This window comes from Sediminibacillus terrae, assembly GCF_009602435.1.
In the GTDB taxonomy this organism is placed as follows: Bacteria; Bacillota; Bacilli; order Bacillales; family Amphibacillaceae; genus Sediminibacillus; species Sediminibacillus terrae.
Genome location: NZ_VZDQ01000011.1, coordinates 23,516 through 43,617 on the forward strand (window position 1 = coordinate 23,516; position 20,102 = coordinate 43,617).

The following is a 20,102-nucleotide window of genomic DNA, read 5'->3' on the forward strand; positions in this document are numbered from 1 at the left end:
AGGCTACTGAAAAAAAACGGTAAAGGCCAAAACATAACCGGACATTGTACCGACATCCATAGCATGCATTCGACATTGTCCGGAACTACTCGATATCATCTTTATTTCTCCTCTTTACCAAGGATGGGCAACAGTATTATTACTTCGGTTCCGTGAAACAGCCTCCCGGGGAGAGAAAAAGGCATTTCCACCTCTTATTAGTACCACTCCTACGAAAAAGTGAGAAGCACCCTTATGTTACTTCCCACTTTTCAACCTGACAAGTTCAATCAAAACTTGATTGAAAGGCTTTATCATTCATTTTTGGCAATTGAATCATGCGCACGTTCCACTCGCTTTTTTCTTTTATTCCTCCTCCAAAAAATCCAGAAAAACGATCCAGCCGCCGACAGTAACGCCAAAGTTGCGGTATAACCAAAGTAAGGAGGATGGTAAATCATTTCAATGTCATTGTGACCTGGTTTAATTCGCGTACCCAGGAAAGCATAATTCGCTTTTCGAATTTGCTGCTTTTCTCCGTTTACATAAACATGCCAGCCTTTTTCGTAAGGTATTGGTATCGTAAGATAGTCGTCCCCTTCCTTGTTATCGAGCGATATGTCAATTTGGTTGCCATCCAAATCCACTTCTGCATTGTTTTGCTTATTGGCGGCTGCTTCTTCGAGTTCCTGGTAATCTTCCCCATATAAGCGAAGGTTTTTGAGTGTATAGCTTCCCTCAGGAACCCTGAGGGAAATAACTTCCTCCTTCGGCACACGTATCGTGATTTCGTCAACTTTCGTCCTGTAGATTGATTGTCTTGATTTCCTGCTCGTTTTAAACTCATTGACATGCAAAGGAAAAAGCGGTGCTTTCTTATCGTTGTTCAATAAATAGAAAGATACATAATAATCCTCATAAGAAGATACATCAATCCGGTTTGTATGAATGTCTATCCCGCCTGTCTCGCCGGAAACATTCAACTGACCATCATGGTAAGTTGCATCCACTGGTTCTATAGTAGCTTGCTCGATCAGATTAGGTACAGTATCGATCATGGCTGATTGATACGATCCCTCCCCATCCTCGAGTATTATTCCATCCAACATAGCATGCTCCCGGTCAAGCACGGAAGCATCCGCCAAAGCTTCTTCCGTGTAGACCACGTCCGAAGTACGAACAAAAGGAAGACTAAAGGCGTCTTGATAAACGACGTAGTGGTCACTTTCCATATATTTTTTAAACCCATAGGGAATGTTCTTCTCTTGTTTTTTCTCATACATGATATACTTACCGCCAAACAGACTGTGCAAATTTGCGCGGTCACCAAAACCTGAGTAACGGCTGACACTCTCCCTTTTCATATCTATCTGCAAATCATCATAATAAAAGAACAGCAATTCCTCGTTTAAGATACTCGAATAGACACTTGTCCCCGGGAACCCTTGAATCATCGGTGTGTTGTTCCTTCCATCTGTCTTCCATTCCATCCGGGACAGGACTCGATTATCTGAGGCGAGCACACGATTAATCAAGCCTTGTTGTTCTTCCGAAAGATAGTCATTGCTCTCAACATATTCTTGTGTCGATTCCTTCACCCTTCCTGCCTCATAAAGCTTATCGTGTTGGAATTGATTGACGATTACTAGATGGGACAGGACAATAAAACCGACCAACCATGGCAAGACTAAGCGAAATCTTCCAGCGATAACAGACAAGAACGATACTCCAGTCGCAGCACACACCGCGAGGAAAGGAAGCTTATCCTTCAAAGACAAGGAATCATCCATCACATAAAATGCGATATAGCTATAAGCCATCAATACTCCAGCTGGTATCCATTCTCGATAATCGAACCGATGGAAGTGCTGTAAACCGGCTGCAACAACCCCACCTATCGAGAAAAAACCCAAGTATTCAAACCGGTGCTGTGGCGCAGACATTCCATTAAAGAAACTGGCCGCCAACGGAACGAAGTGCATAAAAGTGAATAATATTCCCAACAATGCAAACAACCGAAACTCCCGGATGCGGTACAAAGGAAATACGAATAGAAACAGCACAAATACTGCAGGTAGCAAATACAGATGGCTGTCATATAATATGTTGCTGGTATTGTCCAACAAAGGGATGTCTTGCTCATATTCCGGGCGATAATTATGAAAAAAACCCCATACAGCAGGGAAAAAGCCTACTGATCCGATCCCAAAGCCTAAAATCACCGAAAGGGCAAACTGGCGAATTTGCTTTTTCAGTTTCGGTTCCTCCGCTGTCAATCGGATCGCCCAACGTAAGCAAACATACAGTGCGATAAAACAAAAATTGATAAAAGCGAAGTAAAAGTTATCAAACAGGGACATGGCCACTGCAATAATCAACCAGACAGGCCTTTGTTCCCGCATGATTTTTTCCACACCAAGCACCAACAACGGCAGCCAAAGAAAAGCATCGCCAAAAAACTCCCAGTATGTAACATGACGGAAATACATGACACAGGCACCGTATAAAAATGCTCCGATAAAGGAGGGAATTGTATTCAACTTCATATAGCGGAAAAGACAAGTGGTCATGACTAGCACGATCGTCATTCGTGCAACACTTATAAATACAGTAGCTTCCGCCCAAAACAATACGTTCGGTTCTTTTACAAGCGACAATAGTTCTAAAACGTAAACAGCTATAATGGTTATATAGAAAAAAAGATTAATTCCATAATAATAAGCAAGCTGAGTGAATGTGCTGCCCCCAAGCCCGTAAATATATGAATAGAAGAAATTCCCGTCCGTAAATTGTTGGTAAAGCATGCTTCTGAACGGAGCCATTTGTGAAAGGCCGTCGTTCGGACCGGCCATCAACCCGCCCTGACTCCACTGATATAAAAAAAATCCGTGAGCTGCAATAGCAGCCAACACACTGAACCCAATCAGCTTCGCGAAATAGTTATTTTTTCTCATAGATTGCCACCATTACTTTTTCAATATTTTTCCGGTAATCAAAAATGTGACTGGAACCGTGATAAACAAGGCAGCGAATGGAGCTGCATTCCCGTTCCAGCCAAGTAAATCGACAAATACATACATTAGACAAGAGGATAATGTTATATTGGCCAGTTGAGATAATGGGAACTGCAAAAACTTAGAAAACGTCGGTTTTACTCGATAGGTGAAATAAACATTCAGAAAAAAAGAAAGCACCAGACTGACGAAGAATCCGGAAATATGCGCGACTAAATAATGCCATCCAAGCAGGTTAAAACAAATTAAATATACCAGGTAATAATTAACGGTATTCAATCCGCCGACAACTACAAATCGGGTGAACTCATTATTGATCCAATTCATCATAAATCCCTGTCCAGATTCGTATCTCTTATTAGATAATGCGGCCTGCGCTTCGTTTCGGCATAAATCCTGCCCACATACTCACCGATGATACCCAAGCTGACCAACTGTACCCCTCCCAGAAACAAAACAGAAGAGATGATGGAAAAATAGCCTGGGACATCAATACCCGTGCGGATGATTCCTACAAGCATGACAAAAATATAAAGCAAAGCCAGGAACATAATGATCAGTCCGCCGTAAAGACATATACGCAGCGGCTTTTGATTAAAGGAAACGATTCCTTCGATGCCATAATTGATCAATTTTTTGTAAGACCACTTAGAGTCTCCATTTCCTCTGATATGGTTCCGGTAATATACTGTTTTCTGTTCAAATCCTATCCAAGAAAACAATCCTTTAGAAAATCTGTTTCCTTCTGAGAGCTCGAGCACGGCTTCCACCGCTTTTCTGCTCAAAAGACGGAAATCCCCTTCTCCATCTTTTAATTTTACATCGACCACCTGATCGATCCATTTGTAGTAAATTTTTGATAAGAAAGAACGTAATCGAGAATCGCCATCTCGATTCCGTTTGGCCACGACCTGATCGAAGCCTTCCTCGAAACCTTCAATCAGATTTCCGATTAAATATGTAGGGTGTTGTAAATCGGCATCCATAATGATGACTGCATCGCCTCGAGCATGCCTGAGGCCGGCAAGCAATGCTGCCTCTTTCCCAAAATTTCTTGTAAAAGAAACATACTTAACCGCTGGATGCTCCTTTGCCAACTGGTGTATTTTCTTAAAGGTATCGTCTTCACTTCCATCATCGACAAACAAAATCTCATAAGCGCAATTTATTTTTTCCAACTCTTCTGTCAGCGCTTCATGAATCAGCCGGACATTGTCTGACTCATTATAGGAAGGGATTAAAAAAGAATAATAAGCGTCATTCATATACGTGTTCCTCCGATATTGATCATCACTCAAACAGCATGTGTCCAAGATAATAAAGATATACCCTTTTCCCTTCCATGATAAAACCAGACCGAAGTTACTGGCAAATGACTAGTCTAGAGGGCGCGTAATGCCGAAAGAATCGATAAAACGGACCATATCCAAGGTGGACTTATTAATGATACGGTTTTAATATGGGACGCCAAGGGTATTAAAAAATAGCAATACATACTCAAAGGATCAGCTTCGAATCATCATCCGCTTTTTATTTTACACACTTCCCGACAATCTATTTATAATAAAAAGCGCGTGCGCCTGCTCAGAAAAAAGACGATCAGACAGGCGATGACAGAGGTGTGGTCGCATTTATACTTCATACCTGAAAAATTGCGCTGATAACCCCCTCTGCCAAAGTTCTTGGTTTGAGGCACAAGCTTATGAACAGCCTCGGCGTGGCATGATTCCGCCACAGAGAGGAAGGACTTAAAGACCTCGAGGGGGTAGGCGCTGAAGCTGGACAAAATCATTTCCAAAACATTTATTCCTGAAAAAAGAAAGGGGGGATCTGCGCCGATAGTGCGCAGACCTAATTTATGGCGGAAAATAATTATACCTATTCAACCAAAAAACCGGGAATTGTATTTGTCATTTCAGCAATCCTGGTAGCTTTATTTGTTTTATGGGGAGCAAGCTCTCCAAGCACGCTGCAAGAAGCAGCCAGTGACGCGCTCAGCTGGATGATTGAAAGTTTCGGCTGGTTTTATATGCTGATCACTGCATTTTTTGTCCTATTCGTGATTGTTTTGGCTATCAGTCCTTTTGGACGTCTCCGTCTCGGAAAACCTGATGACAGGCCGGAATATTCCTGGTTCTCCTGGATCGGCATGCTGTTTGCAGCCGGAATCGGCGTCGGCTTTGTCTTCTGGGGAGTTGCCGAACCTGTACTTTACTATTTGGATACACCTGTCGGCTATCAACCCGAAACCAGAGAAGCGGCGATCGCCGGTCTTCGATACGGGGTTTATCATTGGGCATTACACCCATGGGCGATATTCTCCATTGTTGCCTTGACACTTGCCTATGTTCAATTCCGAAAAGATCGGCCTGCACTGATCAGCTCCGCCTTTTACCCTTTGATAGGTGACCGGACTGATGGCTGGCTAGGTAAGACTATCGATATATTGGCAGTCCTGGCTACCTGCACTGGTGTGGCGACCACTTTCGGCCTAAGTGCGATGCAAATCACAGGCGGTTTGTCTTATATCAGTTCCATCCCGAACAATGCCTGGACGCAAATTCTGATCATCATTGTTGTCACCTGCTTATTCATGATATCAGCCGCAAAAGGGGTCAACAAAGGAATCAAGTTGTTGAGCAACGTGAACCTTGTTGTCGCCGGACTACTCCTACTATTCGTCATTATCGTGGGACCGACATTGTTTATCGCCGAGAACTTTGTTTCCACATTGGGCGGTTACATTTCAAATATAATTCCGATGAGCCTGACGATGACCCCCTTTTCCGACAGCGAATGGCTTGGCACAAACACCATTTTCTTCTGGGCCTGGCATATTTCCTGGGCACCGTTCATGGGGTTATTCATTGCAAGGATTTCTCGCGGTAGAACTATCCGGGAGTTCATGGCCGGCGTTTTGATTGTCCCATCCTTATTGGCGATTATTTGGTTTACTACCTTCGGCGGTACCGCCTTGAATGTAGAAATGTTCGGTTCCGGCGGATTGGCCGAGCTGGTCACCGGTGATGTAGAATTAGCATTGTTCGCCACACTCGGGGAACTGCCGCTAAGCGGTATCACAAACGTCCTTGCCATCCTGTTGATCCTTATTTTCTTCATCACCTCTGCCGATTCGGCTTCTTATGTGTTGGGAGCATTGACTTCCAAAGGCAGCCTGGCACCGACAATGTCGGCAAAGCTCGTATGGGGCTTCCTGATTGCAGGGACGGCCAGCGTTCTGTTGTTAAGTGGCGGCGGCGGACTGGATGCATTGCAGACGGCTTCCATCATTGCCGCTTTGCCCTTTGCTATTATCATGCTATTGATGGTGATCGCCATTCTGATGATGTTCAGTAAAGATTTAAAACTCGAAGGAACTCGTAAACGGAAACGCCGTATTTCCAGAATCAAAACCGAATTCAAAGAAGAATTAATGGATGATGTAAAATCAGAAGTATACGAAGAAATGTATGAGGAAATCAAACAAGAAGTCAAAGAGGAAATGAAAGATGAAATAATGGATGAACTTTCGGAGGAGGACAGTCAGAAGAGCGACCAAAACAAGGATTAGTGAAGCGGGATTCACCAAGAAGTGGTGAATCCCTTTTTTTACTTTTGGATAAACATTTGTGTCCAATAGTTGCCATCGGAATCGAATCCGACGCCAATATGGGTCAGTTCTCCATTGAGGATATTTTTCCGATGACCCGGACTGTCCATCCATGCTTGCACCACAGCCTCGGCTGATTGTTGTCCTGAAGCAATGTTTTCTGCTGCTGATCGATATTCAATATTGTATTGCTGCATCATATCGAATGGAGAGCCATATGTCGGTGAAGTATGCGAAAAGTAGTTGTTCTCGGACATATCTTCCGATTTTTCCTGTGCCACTTCCGTTAAATCCGTATCGGCTTTCAGTTCTTGAAGTCCATTGTTACGTCTCTCGACATTCGTTAACCGGATGACTTCCCGTTGCACGTCACCGATATTCGCATCATTGTTCGTTTCACCTGTCCGACGGTCTGTTTGCTGGTTGTTTTGCCGATTATCCGATTGATCGTTTCCTTGGCTGAACTGCCTGAAATCCTGTTGGAAATTCTCGTTTTCCCGTCTTAACGGAGGGTTTTCCCTTAGATTGGGATACTGACCCTGTCCACCTGGGTTGAGGAAGAACTGACCATTGTCGTTTTCGTTATCAGGGTTTCCGGTATTCTGCCCTCCACCATGAAAACCGACTTGGCGAAATCCTTCATCATTATTCGGATCTTGTGCTTCCTGGTTGTTCGTATTACATCCAGTTAAACCACTTAACACAACGGCCGCTGCAACAGTAACAAACGCTTTTTTCATCAGTTGACCTCCATTGTAATAGACTGTGGCCTGTTTACTATTTGCCAACCAATAATTAATATACATACGGAAGTTACAGTCCATACTTTTCCTTGGCAGCCTCTCTGTTTATTCGTATAACACCTAATTGTTCTTCTCCTGAGTACTCTCTATTTTTCTCCCTTTCATTCTTCAGGTTCGCAATTCCAATAATTTTCTTAGCATCGGCTTCTGTATGTCCAGCTATACAGTGCAGCGCCTTTTCAAATCGAACACCTCCCCCGCCACATAGAAAGGAATCTTCACCCTCTACCTAAATAAAAAACGCCTTTGCAAGAAAAAAATCCTTGCAAAGACGCCAATTGGCATTTAGGCCATTATGTTATACCCGGCATCCACATGGACAGTTTCGCCAGTCACACCTCTCGAAAGCGGGCTCATCATAACTGCCGCCATATCTCCCACTTCTTCTTGTGTCACATTTCGTTTTAGGGGTGCTCTGGATTCGATGTCATGAAGCATTTCGTTAAACCCAGGAATCCCTTTAGCCGCGAGTGTCCTTATCGGACCAGCTGATATCGTGTTGACCCGGATGCCGTCTACTCCCAAATCTAACGCCAAGTATCGGACAGAGGATTCCAGAGCCGCTTTGGCGACCCCCATTACTTTATATCCTTCGAGTGTCCTTTCCCCGCCCAAGGCGCTCATCGTAATAATCGAGCCGCCATTGGTCATATAAGGCTTGGCTTCCCTGGCCACAGCAATCAACGAATAAGCGCTGGTATCCTGTGCAAAAGCATATCCACTGCGGGAGGTTTCTACAAATGGTCCTTTTAAATCTTCTCCATGCGCAAAGGCAATCGAATGAACGATCCCGTCGATCCTGCCGGCCTTCCCATGGATGGCGGCGAATGCGTCTTTTATACTTTCGTCCTCATTAATGTCACAAACAGCTACATGTTCAGCAGTAACTTCGCTCTTTTCCAAAAGCTTGATCAATTTTTGGTATGAACGCTCTTTACGGTATGTAAATGTCAATTTTGCCCCGGCCTTAGCCAATGACTTAGCGACTCCCCAGGCAAGACTGCGTTCATTGGCCACACCCATAACCACAATATGTTTGTCTTTCAACTGTAAAATGTCTTCCATAGTATCCTCCATTAAGTAGTTTCCGTTTTATCATAACAAATTTCACCCAAAAAAGGACAGTCCCCGCCTATAAGCATGCAGCAATTTTTTTCTACTGTATTCCCCCCCTATCTCTGGAAGAAGCAACTCCTGCAATCAAGCAAATCTGTACCCTCCAGTTTCGGCAGTTCGAACTGACAAACAGCCGGAAAACATAGAAAAATCCAGATTATAATCGGAGTGGAATATCAAAAGAGGAACATCCGGATTTTTCGCAGTCCTTCTTAACGACTTGTTAATGAATGTCAGCTTACTGCATCGACCAAAAGACTGCACAGTATTCATTTCCCACTCTTTCCTTTAAAATGAGGAAAGATACGATTGGAGGTATTCCGCCTTATGTTGATTAGAAATGCAGAACAAACAGATATCCCTTCCTTGCTGGCCATATATAACCACGCAATTGAACATACGACTGCTACATTTGATTTGAAAAAACAAACGATCGAGCAACGGAAAAAATGGTTCTCCAAATACGGGGACAGATACCCGCTGTTAGTCGCCGAAGATGATGGAAAAATCACTGGTTACAGCTGTTTAAGTGCCTATCGGGACAAACCAGCATATCAATGGACCTGCGAACTTTCCGTTTATGTAGATCCCGGCAGTCAAGGAAAAGGAATTGGGAAATGGCTAATGGAGGCTGTTCTTGAGAAAGCAAAAACCCTCGGTTATCATTCAGTGATCAGTGGGATAACCGCCGGAAATCAAGCTAGTATTAAGCTGCATGAACAGTTCCACTTCGAATTCATCGGCAGTTTCAGGGAGGTCGGCTACAAATTCGAAAATTGGCAAGACGTATGGTTTTACCAGTTGATGTTATAACAGCAGATCCTCCTCTCCCTATTCACCCAGCCGCTTATACATTAAGCGGTGGGGGCCGATTGGCTCGATATCAAAAATCCCCCCTTCTGAATCCATCCCCATTTTCCGATAATAATCACTGACACTTGTACGGGCATTGCACCACCACAGTGAGGCCTTCTTCTCCGACATTATTGCTTCCCCCCTTTGAATCAAAGCACTTCCTGCTTTTTGTTTACGATATGCCTCCAAGGTCGCCATCCCACGTAACCTGAACTGCCTTGATTCTGTAAACGCCCGATGATTTTCCTGGTAAAAAGAAGCAACGCTGATCAACTTCCCGTCTACATAAGCCCCTAAATGGAAAGCATTCCGCTCAAAGTCGTTCGGATACAAACATTCTTGTATTGTTTGGTTCGGCCTTAAAATCCGATGACGTAATGAGTATGTACTCTCCGGTTCGATTTGTTTTACTTGTATCATCTGCCATCACCCTTCCTGAATGCAAAATTATTTGTTCGACGATTTATTATTTCGCTGTGAGGGGAATTATTCCTGCTATTTTTCCCGCCCAAGCATTATTGCTGAAAAATATGGAAAGCTAATCAAAAATACAGGAGGTAACAGTCATATATGAATAAAACGAATATCGTATTTCTGACTGCAATTTTTTACTGGTTTTGCGCTCTTCCGCATCCCGCGGGAGCTTTATCGGTCGAACCTGCAGACGACCAATCCGACACTGGAAGTATTATCATTGGGTCAAAAGTAATTCAGGAAAAAACTGATTTTGTCACCATCGACTTAAACGTACCTATCGTGAATGGCCTTTCCGATAGAAAATTCGAAAAGCAGCTGAATAATAAAATCAAAAAACAAGCACTGGAAGCAAAGAAAGAGATCATTGTTCAGGCAAAACAGGCTCAAAAGAATGCCGACCAGGAAAACAGGCCTTTTAATCCCTATGAATTGAAAATCGACTACAATCTTAAGAATACTGATCAGATTTTGTCTTTCACCGTGTCTACCTACACCTATACAGGCGGTGCACATGGGATTACAGTAACCGATTACTATAATATCGACCTGAACGATAATCAGCAGTTAATTCTTTCTGATCTTTTCCATGAAAACAGCGACTACGCAGAAATGATCAATCAGGAAATTCATCGGCAAATCAAGGAGCAAGAAAAAGCTGGGGAAGGAAGCTATTTCCACCCTGACGATCCATTTACAGGAGCGAGCGCTTTTCAAAGCATTACTAGTGACCAATCTTTTTATATCGAAGATGGGGATTTGGTTATCGCCTTCGGGCAGTACGAAATTGCGCCTGGTTATATGGGGGAACCCACCTTTCCTATAACCCTTTCGACGCTGAAGGAGCAACTCAAAGAACAGTATCAGCCGCTTATAACATGAAGGTAATGGTATTGAACAGTACACGCTCCAAAGACATGCTTCCAAATCATTATTTGCCAACTCAAAAAAGCAGGCAGTGAAAATCAAACCAAAAACCGGACGAGTTCGAATCCTTAAGATTTGAATACCGTCCGGCTTTGTTTTAGGCATTATTCCTTTTCCACTTGAACAATGGATAAACACCTTCCTCCATTCTTCTTACAATTAAATCATGAAACAGAGCTAAAAAAGATTGAATCGTATGAAAAGTTAGGATAACATTGACCACAACTTTCTCCTATATTAGGAACTTGTAAAAGAGGTGGACTGAAAATGAGATTTCCGGAGTTTGAAACAGAAAGACTGAAATTGGTGGAAATAAACAAGCAGTATGCGGCGAGTTTTTTTAGCATCATGTCTGATGATCGAGTAACGAAATATTATGGTATGAACAGCCTGGTGAACATGGAACAAGCAGAGGAAATGATCTACTCATTGCATGAAACATTTAAGAGCGGACGCGGCATTCGCTGGGGCCTGCTTCTAAAAGAAAGCAACAGTTTTATAGGGAGTGCCGGGCTGAATAATCTAAGCACCTATAGTAAAAAAGCTGAAATCGGTTATGAGATCCATCCTGATTTTTGGAGAATGGGGTATACAACCGAAGCAATCAACAAGATAATGGAATACAGTTTTGAAAAGCTCGGGTTATACCGGCTTGGCGCGGTTACTTTCCCGCAAAATCATGCTTCCAATCAATTGCTTCGCAATAGGGGATTCACGGAAGAGGGCACTTTGAGAGGATACTTGTATCAGAACAAGCAATCCCATGATGCGTTGGTTTTTTCTCTGTTGCAGCCTGAGTGGAAACATAAAGCAGAAAATGATAATACCTTCAAATAGGAAATAGTGTTCGGAGTATATAATTCTTTCTAAAATATCAAAAGCCACCATATAAAGATACCGATGAAAACCGCCGTTCCGATTGCGGCGTTTTTAACAGCATAAGGTATTTGATAAGGGAGATAATGAAGCGGAACTCCCACCAGCAATGCTGCCGTCAGCATAAACAATACTACGTATAAAAGCATACCTAAAAAGTTGTCGACCGGGAACTTCATCGTTTCGATTATGTATGTCATCTCTCCACCTGCTTTGTCGTTTTCTACTGTTGATTCCCAATCATATATATTCCATGCCGGTCAGAAAAATCCTGCCCCAAAATCCAGAAAATCCAGTTATACAATTCTGGTCCAGTCACCGTTCGGTTTTTCCAAAAGATTTATGATATGTTCCAGCCTTGTTTCTCCATATATGGCAGGCTATACCACTCCGGAAAGATAATTCGCATGCCGCAGCAATACGACGACGGGATTAAAGGAAGTTTAACGGAAGATGTGGCCATATATCAAAAAACCGAACGAATTCAATGAATTCGTTCGGTTTCTACATAAGCCGCAAGCTTTTCAGCTACTATTCAAATATTCTCGACCCGCACCTTCACGACCTTCACTCCCATTTTTCCTGCAAGAAACAGCCGAATGGCGGCGGCCATTAAGATTGAAGAGCTGATGTGGAAGCGAATCGTTTTAGAAGAACAACGTCTTGTCCAGTCAGTTTTCTTTCTTGAATAAACGGACCATCTGGCCATAGAGAGTTTGCATGTCATCCTCTGAGATGGTTCTTAAATCAAGTAACACTTTCTCCCCTTTAATCCGTGGGATAATAGCCGGATTTCCCAATCGCAAGCTATCTGCCAAACGTTGTGCGGTCAGTCCAGGAAGGGTAATTGCCACCACATAAGTAGGCAACTCGACTGCCGGCATCGTACCTCCGCCGATTTGCGAGACATCTTCCATCAATTCGAAATGCAGGTGCGGAAGTTCGTCCGTCATTCTCGTGATTAGCGTTTCAGCTTGCTTTTGGATGGTTTCCGGACTTCTCACAATATCCCGGACTGTGGGCAACTGTTCTGCCGCAGTTCCAGTTATATAAGCACGCAAGGTTTTTTCCAAACCGGCAAATGTCATTTTATCGACACGGAGAACACGGGCGAGCTGATGTTTTTTCAATTGTTGGATGAATTTCCGTTTTCCAGCTATGATGCCAGCCTGCGGACCACCCAGCAGTTTATCCCCGCTGAAGGATACTAAATCAGCGCCATCCTTGATGACCTCTCTGACTATCGGCTCGTCTCCAATCCCCTCTGCTTTAAAATCATATAGCGCGCCGCTTCCCAAATCCTCATAAAAAATGATATCCGGATAACGGCTTTTCCACTCTGCCAATTTTTTGGTACCAACAGACTCTGTGAAACCCACTGTTTTAAAGTTACTGGTATGAACTTTTAAGACCATTCTTGTTTCCTCATCCACCGCCTGTTGATAATCGTATAGGTGGGTTTTATTCGTCGTGCCGACTTCTACCAAGTTCGCTCCACTTTCTTCCATGATGGACGAGACTCGGAAAGATCCTCCGATTTCGACTAGTTGCCCCCGTGAAACTATCACATTTTTCTCTTTTGCCAATGCCCGCAAGACGAGGAAGACAGCTGCTGCGTTATTGTTTACCACCATTGCCGCCTCCGCTCCCGTCAGCTTCACGAGTAAATCCTCGAGAATATCATGACGCGAACCTCTGTTCCCGGATTCAATATCATACTCTAAATTGGAATATCCAGCTGACACCTGCTCCATATGACGAATGGCTTCCGCACTAAGCCGTGCTCTGCCGAGGTTAGTGTGCAAAACCGTTCCCGTTGCATTGATCACCGGACGCAGCCTCTCCTGTTGAAAGCGTTGCAGACGCTTTTCGATGTTTCGCCATATGTATTCGGTGAAATATTGTCCCCCAGTCTCTCCTGCAGGATTGACACCTTCGAGCAGTGCATTGCGCAATTCATGCAATGCGGACTTTATGTATCCAGTGACTTCCTCTTCGGGAATGCCGTATTGCTCTGAAAGGTGGCGGAATTTCGGGTGCTGCTGAAATTCATGGACAGGCGGTAGCTCCCGCAGCAAATGTTTCATTTCATTTTCCTCCATTTACCCTAACTTATACTCTACTTTCATTATAGCCTGAAAATTGGACTTGAACCTATCAATTCGATGATGGATACCCAGTCAAATAAAATAAGAGCCGCAGTATCGACGACTCTCTTATCTTATTATAAATGATCCATTTTATCGACAATCGCTTTCCATTCGGGGTAAGCTCCTGTTTCTAATTTTGAATAAAGCAGCTTGCCATTCACGGAAATTTCAAACGCCCCTCCCGAGCTGGGTACCAAATGAAGGGATGCAATCGATGACCGATAATGAGTAAATAACTGTTCCGCAAATCTTGCGGCTTTTGGTGCATAGTTTCATTGCATGCAGAACTCTATCGATACCTCGTATCTCATTCGTTTCTCTTCCTCCTCTTTACTTATTTGACTAAAGATATCCGACAATTCACTTTCCCGAAGGAAGCCAACGCCGGCTGCCATCTTCCCGGATCGTCCATTCCCATTGATCAAGTAATTCAAGAAGTGGAATCATATACTTTCTGGAAATGTTCCAGACTTCCTTAACGTCCTGAAGCCCGAAGGTTTCATCTGTATGCCTTCTCAACTTTTCGACGGCATCCAGGAACACTTGCCGATCGATAAGCATTTCTTCTGTAAGGGCATAAGCCTGGCCGGTTTGCAGCAAATAATTTTTAAATTCACCACCCATTTCTTCAGGCAGCGGGCTACCAACAAAATATTCTTCCCATTTTCTGATTTGCAGGCCATCCGCTTTTAGCTGTTCAATAATTTCTTCCAATCTCGCTTTCCAGCGTGGCGGCAAATGCTGGTGAAAATCCGCTGTTGCCAAGTACTGTTCCTGCTGTTTTACCATTTTCTGTTCCACCATTTCCGTTATGACAAAATCGATAAACGGCTTGGGAAAAGTATCGCGAAAATGCTGGCGCAACTCTGCTTTGTTAATACCAGGACGCATTGGATTCTGCTGCTGATAGCTTTCCAAAAACTCAACCAGGGATTCTTTGCCTTTATCAAACGTATTCGTTAAAACAAAGTTTTTTCCTGTTCGGATAAATCGTTCCGCTTGGATTCCTCGATTTAACGCCTCTAAAACGACTGATTTGTCTAACGACGTGAATTGAATGATTTGCTGTTCATTCAACAAGGTATGCTCATGTAATACTGTGGAGATTAAATCCTCCGGTGTACCTTCTTTTTTCTGTTCAAGCATCTTTATCGTTTTTGCACCGAAACGGTATTTTTCGCCTTTCGGGTCAATAACCCAGCCACCGCCGATTGTTTCTACCGGAGTCGGTCTCCGGATAATGAAACGATCTCCCCGACGCACAACAACCTCCTCATCCAAACGAAGCTGACAAAGAATTTCATCCGGTGATTTTTGTGCTTCATTGCGATCGAAAAACACAATTTTGCCCATCACTTCGGATGTTCCGATATGTAATTTAACGGGAGCGCGCTGTTTTATAGGATGTCGCATTCCATCCACCAGTCTCATAGCCACATCAATTGTCTTACTGACCAGGAAATGATTAGATGCTACCAGCACATCTCCTCTGTTGATCTCCTCACGGTCCACACCGGTGACATTTATTGCAGTACGCTGGCCTGCCCTTGCTTCCTGGACATCTTTATGGTGAACCTGAATGTTGCGTGCTCTTACTATTTTTCCAGCGGGCAAAATCGTCAGCGGAGTTCCTTGGCGAACCACTCCTTCATATATAGTTCCTCTGGCAATGGTTCCTTGTCCCTGAACAGTGAAAACTTGATCGATCGGAAGGCGAAAAGAACCAAACCGGTCTCGAAATTCCACCTGCTTCAGAGCGGAGAAAATGGTCAGCCGGAGCTCTTCCACTCCCTTTCCAGAAACACCATCCACAAACACCATTTCAGCATCCGAGAAAATCGTGCCTGTCAATGCTTCTTTAATATCACTTCCCACCAACTCCTGTAGTTCTTCATCTACCCGGTCGATTTTCGTTATAGCGACAATACATCTTTTTATTCCTAGAAATTGGAGGATTTCCAGATGTTCCTTCGTCTGCGGCATCACCCCTTCATCCGCAGCAACTACCAATACCACCAAATCAATGCCAGCCACACCGGCTATCATTTGTCGGATAAACCGTTCATGACCTGGAACATCCACGATAGATACGTGCGTACCATCCTCTGTATGTAAAGGAGCATATCCCGCTTCAATCGAAATATTTCTTTCTTTTTCTTCTTTCAACCGGTCCGTATCGACATCGGTCAATGCCTTGGTCAATGTAGTTTTGCCGTGATCGATGTGACCGGCCATACCGATTGTATAGTAAGTATCGTCCATCATCCCACCCTCTTTCATTCTGTCTTGGTACTTATAACTGTAATCATCTTAAGAGCCTGATTCAAGTAGTAAGAATCAGGAAGCAGAGAGAAAGGAGGAAGGGTCAGTCCCCAACAACATAAAACCCTATCGACAAACACCACGGGGGTCTGTCCCTCACTCTTAGCGAAAAACTAGAGTACCACCCTACGCAGCACTAAAACCTTACAGTATCAGCATCGCGACTTCGTTCGCGAATTACTGGGTCTGTCCCCGCAAGAATTAAAAACCAGTAAAATTCAGATTTTTGACGCTTTTGGGGTCAGTCCCCTTTCCCCTACCTAATGAGCTGTAAGGCGGATTTCAGGGACTGACCCCCCTTGGATATGACCAATTATTTTTCTTCTTCGTTAATCCCGAATTGGACGCGTGGGTTCTTCGACATATCGATATCTACGCCTGTTTTGTCTTTTTCATATGCCGGTGTTTGAGGCAATTTCACTTTGTTTTTACCTCTTGAATGGCGATGTTCATCCCTGCCCATTTTTCCACCTCTTTTCCTACAGTATCCAGCATAGTATCTGCCTCTCCCCTGATTGCAATGTAAGCTGGTAAAAACTACTGAGGCTTTGTACTTGCACCACTGGTAAAATCGTTATAAACTTGGTGAGGCTTGGCGATAATGACTGATGGGGCTGGATGGGTGACTGGTGTTCCCCTGGGTCTTCAAAACCCTGAGGGAGGCGCGTGCCGTCTCCGGTGGGTTCGATTCCCACACAGTCCCGCCAATACATAGGAAAGCACTGCCGCAATTCCACATAATGAATTGCGGCTTATTATGTTCTCTTCCGGGTAAAGTAAGGTCATCCAGCCATATGGATGAGCTGAAACTTACAACTACGCCCGTACCAACCTTTTTCGCCAAAGGAGGTGTATGATGAAGATTGTCCTCGCAACGCCAAATTATCATCAACAGCGGGGGAACACCGTGACAGTCCGGCGGATTTCCAAGGCATTGCAAAAATTAAACATCGAAACAGACATCGTATCGATCACGGAAGAAAAACCGCCAAAAGATTTTCCCGCTGCCGATTTAATACACGGTTTTCATGCCTATCGTTTTTATCAGTATTATAAACAGATGGACGAGAAGCCGGAAACATATGTAATTACTGTTACCGGTACGGACCTAAGCCATTATTTATACGAGGAATCGACTAGAACTGATACGATCGCTTCTTTGACAGGAGCACGGGCCGTTCATGTATTTAACGAGGAAGCAAAGATCACCCTGTTAGAAGAAGTCCCTGATATCGCCGGAAAAGTTCATGTAATTCCACAAGGCACTGATGAATTTCCGGTTTCCGGAGACAATTATGAGAAGGAACCAGGTACCACTTTATTTGTCCTTCCGGCAGGTATAAGAAAAGTGAAAAATGTACCAGCGGCCATCAACATGATGAAAAAGCTGTACACCGAATACCCAACCACCCGCTTGGCGTTGGTCGGCCCTGTACTGGAAGAAGAAGAAGGAAATGAAGTGGAACAATTGGTTGCTAAAAACAACCATTGGGTCAGCTATCTAGGACAAATAGACCATGAAAAAATGGGAAGCATTTATCAGGCGGCCGATGTTCTGCTAAACACTTCGATCGCAGAAGGCCAACCCTCGGCAATATTGGAAGCGATGGCTGCTGGTTTACCAGTTTTAGTTTCGGACAATCAAGGGAATCGTAGTATTGTCATCGATGGCGAGAACGGATTTGTTTACCATGATGAAAACGAATTTCTTGCTTATGCCGAAAAAATCATGAATAATTACAATTTAAGACAGTCCATAGGACATGCTGCTAGCCGCTATATTTCTGAACACCATTCCAGTCAACAAGAGGCCAAAAAACTGTTGGGAATCTATAAACAGCTTACGTAATTGGTCGCATAATTTTCAGAAGGCAGTATTTCAGTCCTTAAGGAAGCAAAGGAGTGTGAGAAATATGTCGAAAGAAGAAATAATAAAATTGACTTCTTTATCAAGCAAAGGTGGCTGAGGATGCAAAATTGGTCCCGAGGACCTGACGCAGGTGCTGCGTCACTTACCACCATCCGTTCCAGATCCAAATCTGCTCGTCGGTCTAGAAACTTCAGACGATGCAGGTGTTTATAAAATCAATGATGAGACAGCCCTCGTACAAACTTTGGACTATTTCACTCCCATCGTGGATGATCCTTATATGTTTGGACAAATTGCGGCAGCAAACGCTTTGAGCGATGTTTATGCGATGGGCGGCAAGCCAATTACGGCAATGAACATTGTCGGCTTTCCAATCAACGAATTGGATAAGAGCATTCTCGCCGACATCCTCGCCGGTTCTTCTGACAAAGTGAACGAGTCAGGGGCGGTATTGGTCGGAGGCCATTCTATCGACGACCAGGAACCGAAGTTTGGATTGTCGGTCACCGGAACCGTTCACCCTGACAAGATCCGCGCGAACGTTGGTGCGAAACCGGGCGACAAGCTGCTTCTTACTAAACCTATCGGAGTCGGGATTTTGACGACAGCCATCAAAAATGGCTTGCTGGACGACCAGACAACCGAGGAAGTGATGCAAGTAATGGCTGCTTTGAATAAGTATGCTGCCGAAGCGATGGAAAGCCATACCGTGAATGCATGTACAGATGTCACCGGCTTTGGATTGCTTGGTCATACAAGGGAGATAGCTGAAGGCAGCAATGTCGGCATCACCATTCATTATGATAAAGTACCGCTTCTTTCCCGTACAAAAGAATTGGCTGAAAAGAATGTCATTCCTGGTGGTTCGAAGAAGAATCATAAATGGTTGGCCGATTGCATTGATTACAGTGATCAGATTAGTGATTTGGACCAATTGATCCTGTGTGACGCTGTCACATCCGGCGGCCTGCTGATTTCTGTGCCAGCAGCCGAAGCTGACGAGTTACAACAAAAAATGCAAAACAGCAATGTACCCTCAGCAATAATCGGTGACGTCACCAGTGAAAACTGCGGACGTATTTCTGTAGTATAAACTTTCTGTATTTAGGGAAAAAGGGCTCAAAAGAGTCCTTTTTCTTCTTGGATAATAGTAAAAATAGCCGGCAAAAGAAATCATGAGGTGATCAAGAGATGAAAAAATGGATATACTTAGCAATCATTATAAGTTTGTCAGTACTTCTCTCCGCTTGCGGGAATGACCAGGAGAATGATCAAGCCGACGAACAAGAGAATAACAATGCAGAGGACACGTTCACTATCGGAGTAATACCTGCACAAACAGAAGGCGAAATGCAGCAGGCGATGGATAAACTTCAATCCATTTTAGACGAAGCAATGGAAGAGAACGTAAAAGTCGATGTATACCCTGACTATAATGGTGTAGTGGAAGCAATGAATTACGACAAAATCGACATGGCGTACTTTGGTCCGCTGACATATGTAGTCGCTCATGAAAAAAGCGGAGCTAAAGCGATCATTACGCAATTAATAGATGGTGAACCTTATTATCACTCCTATATCATTACACACAAAGACAATCCTTGGGGGTCTTTAGAAGACTTACTTGCAAATCCGGAAGAAATTGATTTTGCTTTTGGTGATCCCAATTCAACTTCGGGTGCATTGATTCCAGAAATCGAACTTCAAGACCAAGGTGTTTATCAATCGGAAGACGACCATTCTTTTAATTCTGTCCGTTTCACAGGTTCTCACGATGCGACTGCATTGGCGGTGCAAAACAAACAAGTCGACGCCGGAGCAATTGACAGTGCTATCTATAATCAGTTAGTCGAATCAGGTAAAGTGGACGGCGATCAAATCAAAACAATCTGGAAATCAGAAGAGTTATTCCAATATCCGTGGGCCGTGCATCAAGATACGGATGAAGAAACCATTGCTACATTGCAGGAAACTTTCCAGGGTATAGATGATGAAGAAATCCTTAATGCCTTTGGAGCAACAGGTTTTACGACAGCGACGAATGAAGATTATAAAAGCATCCGTGATGCAGCTGTCAAACAAGGCGTTATCGAAGAATAGAGCTGA

Annotated in this window: 18 protein-coding genes, 1 tRNA gene and 1 pseudogene; 8 read left to right on the plus strand and 12 right to left on the minus strand. The window is 43.8% G+C overall.

Features of this window, described 5'->3' with window-relative positions:
• Positions 1–293: 293 nt before the first annotated feature.
• The 4 genes from F6X55_RS02720 to F6X55_RS02735 form a co-directional block, all read right to left on the minus strand.
• Positions 294–2,933: a YfhO family protein gene (locus F6X55_RS02720; RefSeq protein WP_153461848.1), complete on the minus strand. Its 2,640-nt coding sequence runs from the start codon at positions 2,931–2,933 to the stop codon at positions 294–296.
• A gap of 12 nt (positions 2,934–2,945) precedes the next feature.
• Entirely contained in the window at positions 2,946–3,320 is a 375-nt protein-coding gene (locus F6X55_RS02725) for a GtrA family protein (RefSeq protein ID WP_026570579.1), read from the minus strand.
• Positions 3,320–4,258, minus strand: a complete 939-nt coding sequence (locus tag F6X55_RS02730) for a glycosyltransferase family 2 protein (protein ID WP_026570580.1) — start codon at positions 4,256–4,258, stop codon at positions 3,320–3,322. The genes F6X55_RS02725 and F6X55_RS02730 overlap by 1 nt, the downstream gene beginning before the upstream one ends.
• 293 nt (positions 4,259–4,551) lie before the next feature.
• On the minus strand, positions 4,552–4,791 hold the full coding sequence (locus F6X55_RS02735; protein WP_153461850.1) for a hypothetical protein: 240 nt from the start codon (positions 4,789–4,791) through the stop codon (positions 4,552–4,554).
• 60 nt (positions 4,792–4,851) lie between these two features.
• Between F6X55_RS02735 and F6X55_RS02740 the strand changes: the two genes are divergently transcribed.
• On the plus strand, positions 4,852–6,564 hold the full coding sequence (locus F6X55_RS02740; protein ID WP_153461852.1) for a BCCT family transporter: 1,713 nt from the start codon (positions 4,852–4,854) through the stop codon (positions 6,562–6,564).
• Positions 6,565–6,602: 38 nt separating this feature from the next.
• Here F6X55_RS02740 and F6X55_RS02745 read toward each other — a convergent pair whose 3' ends face one another.
• Both F6X55_RS02745 and F6X55_RS02750 read right to left on the minus strand, forming a co-directional pair.
• Positions 6,603–7,343, minus strand: coding sequence for a CAP domain-containing protein (locus tag F6X55_RS02745; protein WP_153461854.1), 741 nt, complete (start codon positions 7,341–7,343; stop codon positions 6,603–6,605).
• A 348-nt stretch (positions 7,344–7,691) separates the two neighbouring features.
• On the minus strand, positions 7,692–8,471 hold the full coding sequence (locus F6X55_RS02750; protein WP_026570582.1) for an enoyl-ACP reductase FabI: 780 nt from the start codon (positions 8,469–8,471) through the stop codon (positions 7,692–7,694).
• Between the two features lie 378 nt (positions 8,472–8,849).
• Here F6X55_RS02750 and F6X55_RS02755 point away from each other — a divergent pair, with 378 nt between their 5' ends.
• Complete coding sequence (locus tag F6X55_RS02755) at positions 8,850–9,335, plus strand: GNAT family N-acetyltransferase (RefSeq protein WP_153461856.1); 486 nt, start codon at positions 8,850–8,852, stop codon at positions 9,333–9,335.
• A gap of 18 nt (positions 9,336–9,353) precedes the next feature.
• Here the strand turns inward: F6X55_RS02755 and F6X55_RS02760 are convergent, their stop codons facing one another.
• Positions 9,354–9,797 (minus strand): GNAT family N-acetyltransferase, encoded by a 444-nt coding sequence (locus F6X55_RS02760; protein ID WP_153461858.1) that lies wholly within the window; start codon positions 9,795–9,797, stop codon positions 9,354–9,356.
• 150 nt (positions 9,798–9,947) lie between these two features.
• Here F6X55_RS02760 and F6X55_RS02765 point away from each other — a divergent pair, with 150 nt between their 5' ends.
• Together F6X55_RS02765 and F6X55_RS02770 are read left to right on the plus strand one after the other, a co-directional pair.
• Positions 9,948–10,733: a DUF3298 and DUF4163 domain-containing protein gene (locus F6X55_RS02765; RefSeq protein WP_051390423.1), complete on the plus strand. Its 786-nt coding sequence runs from the start codon at positions 9,948–9,950 to the stop codon at positions 10,731–10,733.
• A gap of 312 nt (positions 10,734–11,045) precedes the next feature.
• Entirely contained in the window at positions 11,046–11,615 is a 570-nt protein-coding gene (locus F6X55_RS02770; RefSeq protein ID WP_026570587.1) for a GNAT family N-acetyltransferase, read from the plus strand.
• Between the two features lie 29 nt (positions 11,616–11,644).
• Here the strand turns inward: F6X55_RS02770 and F6X55_RS02775 are convergent, their stop codons facing one another.
• The 5 genes and pseudogenes from F6X55_RS02775 to F6X55_RS02795 form a co-directional block, all read right to left on the minus strand.
• The gene (locus F6X55_RS02775; protein ID WP_026570588.1) at positions 11,645–11,854 is read right to left on the minus strand and encodes a hypothetical protein; all 210 of its coding nucleotides are present in this window, start codon (positions 11,852–11,854) and stop codon (positions 11,645–11,647) included.
• A gap of 471 nt (positions 11,855–12,325) precedes the next feature.
• Positions 12,326–13,741 carry an L-seryl-tRNA(Sec) selenium transferase gene (gene selA / locus F6X55_RS02780; RefSeq protein WP_026570589.1) on the minus strand — a complete coding sequence of 472 codons (1,416 nt, stop codon included), beginning with the start codon at positions 13,739–13,741 and terminating at the stop codon, positions 12,326–12,328.
• Positions 13,742–13,878: 137 nt separating this feature from the next.
• A pseudogene (locus F6X55_RS20295) lies at positions 13,879–14,064 on the minus strand (Rdx family protein); the annotation flags it as partial.
• 100 nt (positions 14,065–14,164) lie between these two features.
• Positions 14,165–16,066: a selenocysteine-specific translation elongation factor gene (selB, locus tag F6X55_RS02790; protein ID WP_026570590.1), complete on the minus strand. Its 1,902-nt coding sequence runs from the start codon at positions 16,064–16,066 to the stop codon at positions 14,165–14,167.
• Between the two features lie 373 nt (positions 16,067–16,439).
• Complete coding sequence (locus F6X55_RS02795) at positions 16,440–16,589, minus strand: YfhD family protein (protein WP_153461860.1); 150 nt, start codon at positions 16,587–16,589, stop codon at positions 16,440–16,442.
• 147 nt (positions 16,590–16,736) lie between these two features.
• Between F6X55_RS02795 and F6X55_RS02800 the strand changes: the two genes are divergently transcribed.
• From F6X55_RS02800 to phnD, 4 genes are all read left to right on the plus strand, one after another.
• Positions 16,737–16,833 (plus strand) — tRNA-Sec (locus F6X55_RS02800).
• 149 nt (positions 16,834–16,982) lie between these two features.
• Positions 16,983–17,975: a glycosyltransferase gene (locus F6X55_RS02805; protein WP_035426746.1), complete on the plus strand. Its 993-nt coding sequence runs from the start codon at positions 16,983–16,985 to the stop codon at positions 17,973–17,975.
• 64 nt (positions 17,976–18,039) lie between these two features.
• The gene (gene selD, locus F6X55_RS02810) at positions 18,040–19,089 is read left to right on the plus strand and encodes a selenide, water dikinase SelD (protein WP_200865434.1); all 1,050 of its coding nucleotides are present in this window, start codon (positions 18,040–18,042) and stop codon (positions 19,087–19,089) included.
• Between the two features lie 98 nt (positions 19,090–19,187).
• The gene (gene phnD, locus F6X55_RS02815; protein ID WP_026771458.1) at positions 19,188–20,096 is read left to right on the plus strand and encodes a phosphate/phosphite/phosphonate ABC transporter substrate-binding protein; all 909 of its coding nucleotides are present in this window, start codon (positions 19,188–19,190) and stop codon (positions 20,094–20,096) included.
• Positions 20,097–20,102 lie beyond the last annotated feature (6 nt).

Bases quoted from the DNA above. Each gene is read 5' to 3' on its own strand.
- selB (WP_026570590.1), bottom strand. From the start codon at position 16,066: ATGGACGATACTTACTATACAATCGGTATGGCCGGTCACATCGATCAC.
- F6X55_RS02725 (WP_026570579.1), bottom strand. From the start codon at position 3,320: ATGAATTGGATCAATAATGAGTTCACCCGATTTGTAGTTGTCGGCGGA.
- phnD (WP_026771458.1), top strand. From the start codon at position 19,188: ATGAAAAAATGGATATACTTAGCAATCATTATAAGTTTGTCAGTACTT.
- selA (WP_026570589.1), bottom strand. From the start codon at position 13,741: ATGAAACATTTGCTGCGGGAGCTACCGCCTGTCCATGAATTTCAGCAG.
- F6X55_RS02755 (WP_153461856.1), top strand. From the start codon at position 8,850: ATGTTGATTAGAAATGCAGAACAAACAGATATCCCTTCCTTGCTGGCC.
- F6X55_RS02745 (WP_153461854.1), bottom strand. From the start codon at position 7,343: ATGAAAAAAGCGTTTGTTACTGTTGCAGCGGCCGTTGTGTTAAGTGGT.
- F6X55_RS02760 (WP_153461858.1), bottom strand. From the start codon at position 9,797: ATGATACAAGTAAAACAAATCGAACCGGAGAGTACATACTCATTACGT.
- F6X55_RS02750 (WP_026570582.1), bottom strand. From the start codon at position 8,471: ATGGAAGACATTTTACAGTTGAAAGACAAACATATTGTGGTTATGGGT.
- F6X55_RS02795 (WP_153461860.1), bottom strand. From the start codon at position 16,589: ATGGGCAGGGATGAACATCGCCATTCAAGAGGTAAAAACAAAGTGAAA.
- F6X55_RS02720 (WP_153461848.1), bottom strand. From the start codon at position 2,933: ATGAGAAAAAATAACTATTTCGCGAAGCTGATTGGGTTCAGTGTGTTG.
- F6X55_RS02770 (WP_026570587.1), top strand. From the start codon at position 11,046: ATGAGATTTCCGGAGTTTGAAACAGAAAGACTGAAATTGGTGGAAATA.
- F6X55_RS02730 (WP_026570580.1), bottom strand. From the start codon at position 4,258: ATGAATGACGCTTATTATTCTTTTTTAATCCCTTCCTATAATGAGTCA.
- F6X55_RS02740 (WP_153461852.1), top strand. From the start codon at position 4,852: ATGGCGGAAAATAATTATACCTATTCAACCAAAAAACCGGGAATTGTA.
- F6X55_RS02765 (WP_051390423.1), top strand. From the start codon at position 9,948: ATGAATAAAACGAATATCGTATTTCTGACTGCAATTTTTTACTGGTTT.
- F6X55_RS02775 (WP_026570588.1), bottom strand. From the start codon at position 11,854: ATGACATACATAATCGAAACGATGAAGTTCCCGGTCGACAACTTTTTA.
- F6X55_RS02805 (WP_035426746.1), top strand. From the start codon at position 16,983: ATGAAGATTGTCCTCGCAACGCCAAATTATCATCAACAGCGGGGGAAC.